Origin of the sequence: Mycobacterium sp. (genome assembly GCF_032162105.1) — a bacterium.
Lineage (GTDB): Bacteria > Actinomycetota > Actinomycetes > Mycobacteriales > Mycobacteriaceae > Mycobacterium.
Genome location: NZ_JAVRPS010000700.1, coordinates 1 through 4,280, shown reverse-complemented (window position 1 = coordinate 4,280; position 4,280 = coordinate 1). Strand labels below are relative to the sequence as shown.

Below are 4,280 nucleotides of genomic sequence, written 5' to 3'. Positions count from 1 at the left end.
AGCACCGGCGTGCCGTTCCTGGAACCGTTGACGGACAAGGACATCGCCGACGCGCTGTCAGCCGCATCCTCGGTCGGCGACGACCGCATCCAGAAGTCCTCGACGGGCCGGGTCAACCCCGAAACGTGGACGCACGGCTCGTCGGCCGAGCGGCAGAAGTGGTTCACCACCGGGTACCAGACGGGCGACCCCAACAAGTGCGACACGTTCTCCGCCCGCGACCTCGGCTGAGCGCCGCGCAGTGACTGCAAGCGACGACGTCGAGCCCGACGACAAGGACTGGACCTGGGTCCTTGGCCGTCCGTGTCCGGAATGCGGTTTCGACGCTGCGGCCGTGCACGCGACCGACGTCGCCGGACGCATCCGCAAGGACGCAGTCAACTGGCTGACCCGGCTCGAGCGCCCCGGGGTGGCCGAGCGGCCGCGGCCCGGCGTGTGGTCGGTCCTGGAGTACGGCTGCCACGTGCGCGATGTGCACCGGACCTTCGGTCAGCGGGTGCGCCTCATGCTCGACGAGAACGCTCCCCACTTCCCGAACTGGGACCAGGACGAGACGGCTTTGGCCGACGACTACGCCTCCCAGCGGCCCGACACCGTCGCCGCCGAACTCGCCGAGGCCGCCGAAGCCGTCGCCGACACCTATGCGACGGTGCCCGACGGCGCGTGGTCGCGCCGTGGACTGCGTAGCAACGGCAGTGAGTTCACCGTCGCGTCGATCGCGGTCTACCACCTGCACGACATCGTTCACCACGCCTGGGACGTCGATTCAGCGGACTGACCGCGACCACTCCTTCCACCTCGCCACGACACACGTCGTGTCCGTTCGCTGAAGCGCGCGATGGGCCGACACACCGAACGTCGAAGATGAGTTTGCTGTGACTCGCTCTCAGCAATCTTTCGTCAAGCCGACCCAGGCGCCGCGCATAGTGCCTGCGCCGAGCCGCACTAGATAAATAGCGAACCCGTTGATTAACCCTCCACCAGCCACATCGCTAACCCCGACTGGGGATATTTGGCAGCCGTCGACAGATGCCAATCCATGCCTTAACGGTGGTGTCAACTGCAGTTCAGTTGGCATATCGTACAGAGGGCACCATACGTTACTGCGCGCACGTCAATCATCAGCAATGCGCTGACCACTTGACGAGGCCACGTCATTGACGCTGGAGCAAATCTCCGTGATCGCCTTGAAAGATTGAACATTTCGTAATCATTTCGTTGGAGACTCGGCCACATCTGGTGTGGTAACTTATGGTAGGTCGGAAATACTTTGCTGAAGGGAATTGATCATGGGCAAGATCCAGGAGAAGTCGACACGTAGGTTTTTCGCCGCGGCCGCCATGGCCACGGGCACCGCAGTACTCGGCGCCGCGCTGGCGCTCGGCTCGGCAGGATCGGCGTCGGCCGACCAGAAGGTCGTGACGAACACGGGCAACAAGATCACCCCCGGCCTCGTCAACGTTGGCGTCTTCGGCGGCAACCTCCTTGGCGGCCTCGGCGGCCTGCTGAGCACCGCGCAGATCAACCTGGGCACCGTGGGCAACAACGCGATCAGCCAGACCGGCACCGCGGGCACCAACGCCATCACCCAGACGGGCACCGCGGGCACCAACGCCATCAGCCAGACCGGCGCCGCGGGCAACGGCGTGATCTCGGCGGTTGGCACCGCGGGCAACAACGTCGTCGGCAACCACTGATCGAACGCTTGAAAACGAGGGTATGACCCGGCCCGCCTCGCGCGGGTCGGGTCAGCCTTCTGACACGACATGGACACCGCTTCTGGCGGTGTCCATGTCGTGTTTCTGGGTCCATTCGAGGCATTGACCACATTGAACACATATCGCTAATGTGTTCAAATGCGCACCGAGCCGGTTCCCCTGACCAGAACGGTGTCCCCCGCGCTGCTGGCCGCCACCACCGACACCCTGCGGCGGATGGGTCCGCGGCGGTTCAGCCTCACCGCCGTCGCCGAAGCCGCCGGGGTCTCACGGGGGACGGTGCACAACGCATTCGGTAGCCGCGACCACGCCATCAAGATCGCCCTTGATCACCTCGCTTCTGCGTTCGTCGGCGGGATGGCCGCCGAGATCGACGAGGCCGGGACCCTGGCTGAAAAGGTCTCGGCTGCGGCGGTTCTGATTTGCGCGCATCGGCAGAACTCCGACTCGATCGCACCGGGCGGCATCAACGAGGGCATCGTGGTGCTGCTACTACGCAACACCGGCGACGACCTCATGCGCCGCGCCATCGAACTGTGGAAGCCGCTGGTGAAGGCGGCCCAAGCCACCGGGGAGGTCGGCGCCGGCGTGGATGCGGCGCGAGCGAGCGAGTGGATCGTGCGCATGCTGCTGAGCTTCGAACTCCTGCCGCCCGTCGGCGTCAACCTGAACAGCCCACGGTCGGTGAAGCGATTCGTGAGTGACCACATCGTCGCAGGATTGAGCGGAAGGATGACATGACCCGACCCGACTTCGAGGTAGCGATCATCGGCGCCGGGCCAGGTGGTATCGCCGCCGCGCACCTGTTGCAGCGCAGGGGCATCGAGGACTTCGTCATCGTCGAACGTGGCGACGACTTCGGCGGGACATGGCGAGACAACCACTACCCCGGTCTCGCCGTGGACATTCCGTCGATTTGGTATCAGCTGTCATTCAATCCGAATGCCGAGTGGAGTCGCCTGTTCGCACCGGGCCCAGAGCTCTACCGCTACTTTCAAGACACCGCGTCGAAGTTGGGGCTCTACGACCAGCTGCAGGCGAATTCCGAAGTGATTCGCCAACAGTGGGACGACTCGGCTGGAGTCTGGCGGCTGACGATCCGCGGGCACCCCGACATCACCGCACGGTTCGTGATCAGCTCGGTCGGTGGTTATGTCAACGCCAAGGCCAACATCGACATCGACGGCGTCGACGAGTTCGAAGGTACCGTTCTGCGGCCCAACGCATGGGACGACGAGTACGACGCCCGCGGCAAGCGGATCGCCGTGATCGGAACCGGATCCAGCGGCGTGCAGATCGCCGCGGCGCTCTCTGGGCAGGCCAAGACACTGGACGTCTACCAGCGCACCCCTGGTTGGGTGCTCCCGAAGATCGACTTCGAATTCTCACCGTTGGCGCGGAGGTTGTTGCGTCTTCCCGGTTCCAGCGCCGCCATCAACGTGCTCGGCCGGTTGTCGATGGATGCCTTCATGGTGGTGCCCATCGTGCATCTGCTGCCGCGGCTGCCTGCGAAGGTTCTCGCCCGCGTTCTACCGCTCTACGACAAGTGGTCCCGCCTGTTGTATCGCGTACTGCTCCGCGCGACGGTCGACGACCCGGCGTACCGAAGGGCGCTCGTTCCCCGGATTGGGATCCTCGCCAAACGCCCCGTCATTTCCAGTGCCTTCTTCAAGGCGCTGAACAGTTCCAACACCGCGTTGATCACCACCCCGATCGAGCGGATCACGAGTACCGGGGTGCGCACCACGGACGGCGTCGAGCACGAGGCCGATCTGATCGTGGCAGCCACCGGCTACGAGTTGTGGACCGATCCCGAGACCTACCGGCGGGGAACAGTGCTTGGCGCCAACGGTTTCGACCTTGCCGAGTACTATCGCGCGCACGGGATGCGCAGTTATGCCGGCACTGCGCATCCGCGTCTACCGAACCGTTGGGAGATCGTCGGGCCCACCGGCTACGTCGGCTTCGCGTGGATGGACTACGACGAGACGATCGCCGAGCACGCGGTCCGGATCATCGATGAGACCCGTAGACGCGGCGCCCAGGTCGCCGAGGTGAGCCAGGACGCGTTCAACCGTTGGAACGATCAGATGCAGCGTCGTGGCAAGGCGATTCAGGTATACATCGTCGATTGTAATCGCGGTCAGAACAGTTACTTCGTCAACTCGCAACGAGAAGTCGTCTACTACCGGCCCCAGACCATCACCGCGTCACGGCGATTCGCCCGCCGGTCCCCGCTCGCCGACTACGAGTTCACCCAGCGGACGGTGCGCATCGCGCCCGTGCCGGTACCGAAGGAGCAACCCGCATGACCGACAACGACACCCCGCTGGCCGGACGCGTCGCCTACGTGACGGGAGCGGCTCGCGGGCAGGGCCGTTCGCACTGCGTGCGACTCGCGCGGGCCGGTGCGGACGTCGTCGCGATCGACGCCTGCGGGCCGGTCGCCGCGCACAACGGCTACGAGCCGGCGACGTCGGAGGATCTCGCCGAGACCGTGAACCTCGTCGAAGGCGAGGGACGCAAGATCCTCGCCAGGGAGGTCGACGTGCGCGACGCCGC

At 65.0% G+C, this 4,280-nt stretch carries 5 protein-coding genes and 1 pseudogene; all 6 read left to right on the top strand.

Going from position 1 to position 4,280, the window contains the following annotated elements; genetic code table 11:
- Window positions 1–231: neutral zinc metallopeptidase (locus QOC69_RS35465; RefSeq protein ID WP_526447402.1), on the top strand; the 231-nt coding region annotated here is incomplete at its 5' end.
- Window positions 232–241: 10 nt separating this feature from the next.
- On the top strand, window positions 242–778 hold the full coding sequence (locus QOC69_RS35460; protein ID WP_526447400.1) for a DinB family protein: 537 nt from the start codon (window positions 242–244) through the stop codon (window positions 776–778).
- 511 nt (window positions 779–1,289) lie between these two features.
- A complete protein-coding gene (locus QOC69_RS35455) occupies window positions 1,290–1,697 on the top strand; it encodes a hypothetical protein (protein ID WP_526447398.1) in 408 nt (135 codons plus the stop codon).
- 159 nt (window positions 1,698–1,856) lie between these two features.
- Window positions 1,857–2,459, top strand: a complete 603-nt coding sequence (locus QOC69_RS35450; RefSeq protein WP_526447396.1) for a TetR/AcrR family transcriptional regulator — start codon at window positions 1,857–1,859, stop codon at window positions 2,457–2,459.
- Window positions 2,456–4,030, top strand: a complete 1,575-nt coding sequence (locus QOC69_RS35445; RefSeq protein ID WP_526447394.1) for a flavin-containing monooxygenase — start codon at window positions 2,456–2,458, stop codon at window positions 4,028–4,030. The genes QOC69_RS35450 and QOC69_RS35445 overlap by 4 nt, the downstream gene beginning before the upstream one ends.
- Window positions 4,027–4,280: pseudogene (locus QOC69_RS35440) on the top strand (SDR family mycofactocin-dependent oxidoreductase); the annotation flags it as partial. The gene QOC69_RS35445 and the pseudogene QOC69_RS35440, both read left to right, overlap by 4 nt.

Bases quoted from the DNA above. Each gene is read 5' to 3' on its own strand.
- QOC69_RS35455 (WP_526447398.1), top strand. From the start codon at position 1,290: ATGGGCAAGATCCAGGAGAAGTCGACACGTAGGTTTTTCGCCGCGGCC.
- QOC69_RS35450 (WP_526447396.1), top strand. From the start codon at position 1,857: ATGCGCACCGAGCCGGTTCCCCTGACCAGAACGGTGTCCCCCGCGCTG.
- QOC69_RS35445 (WP_526447394.1), top strand. From the start codon at position 2,456: ATGACCCGACCCGACTTCGAGGTAGCGATCATCGGCGCCGGGCCAGGT.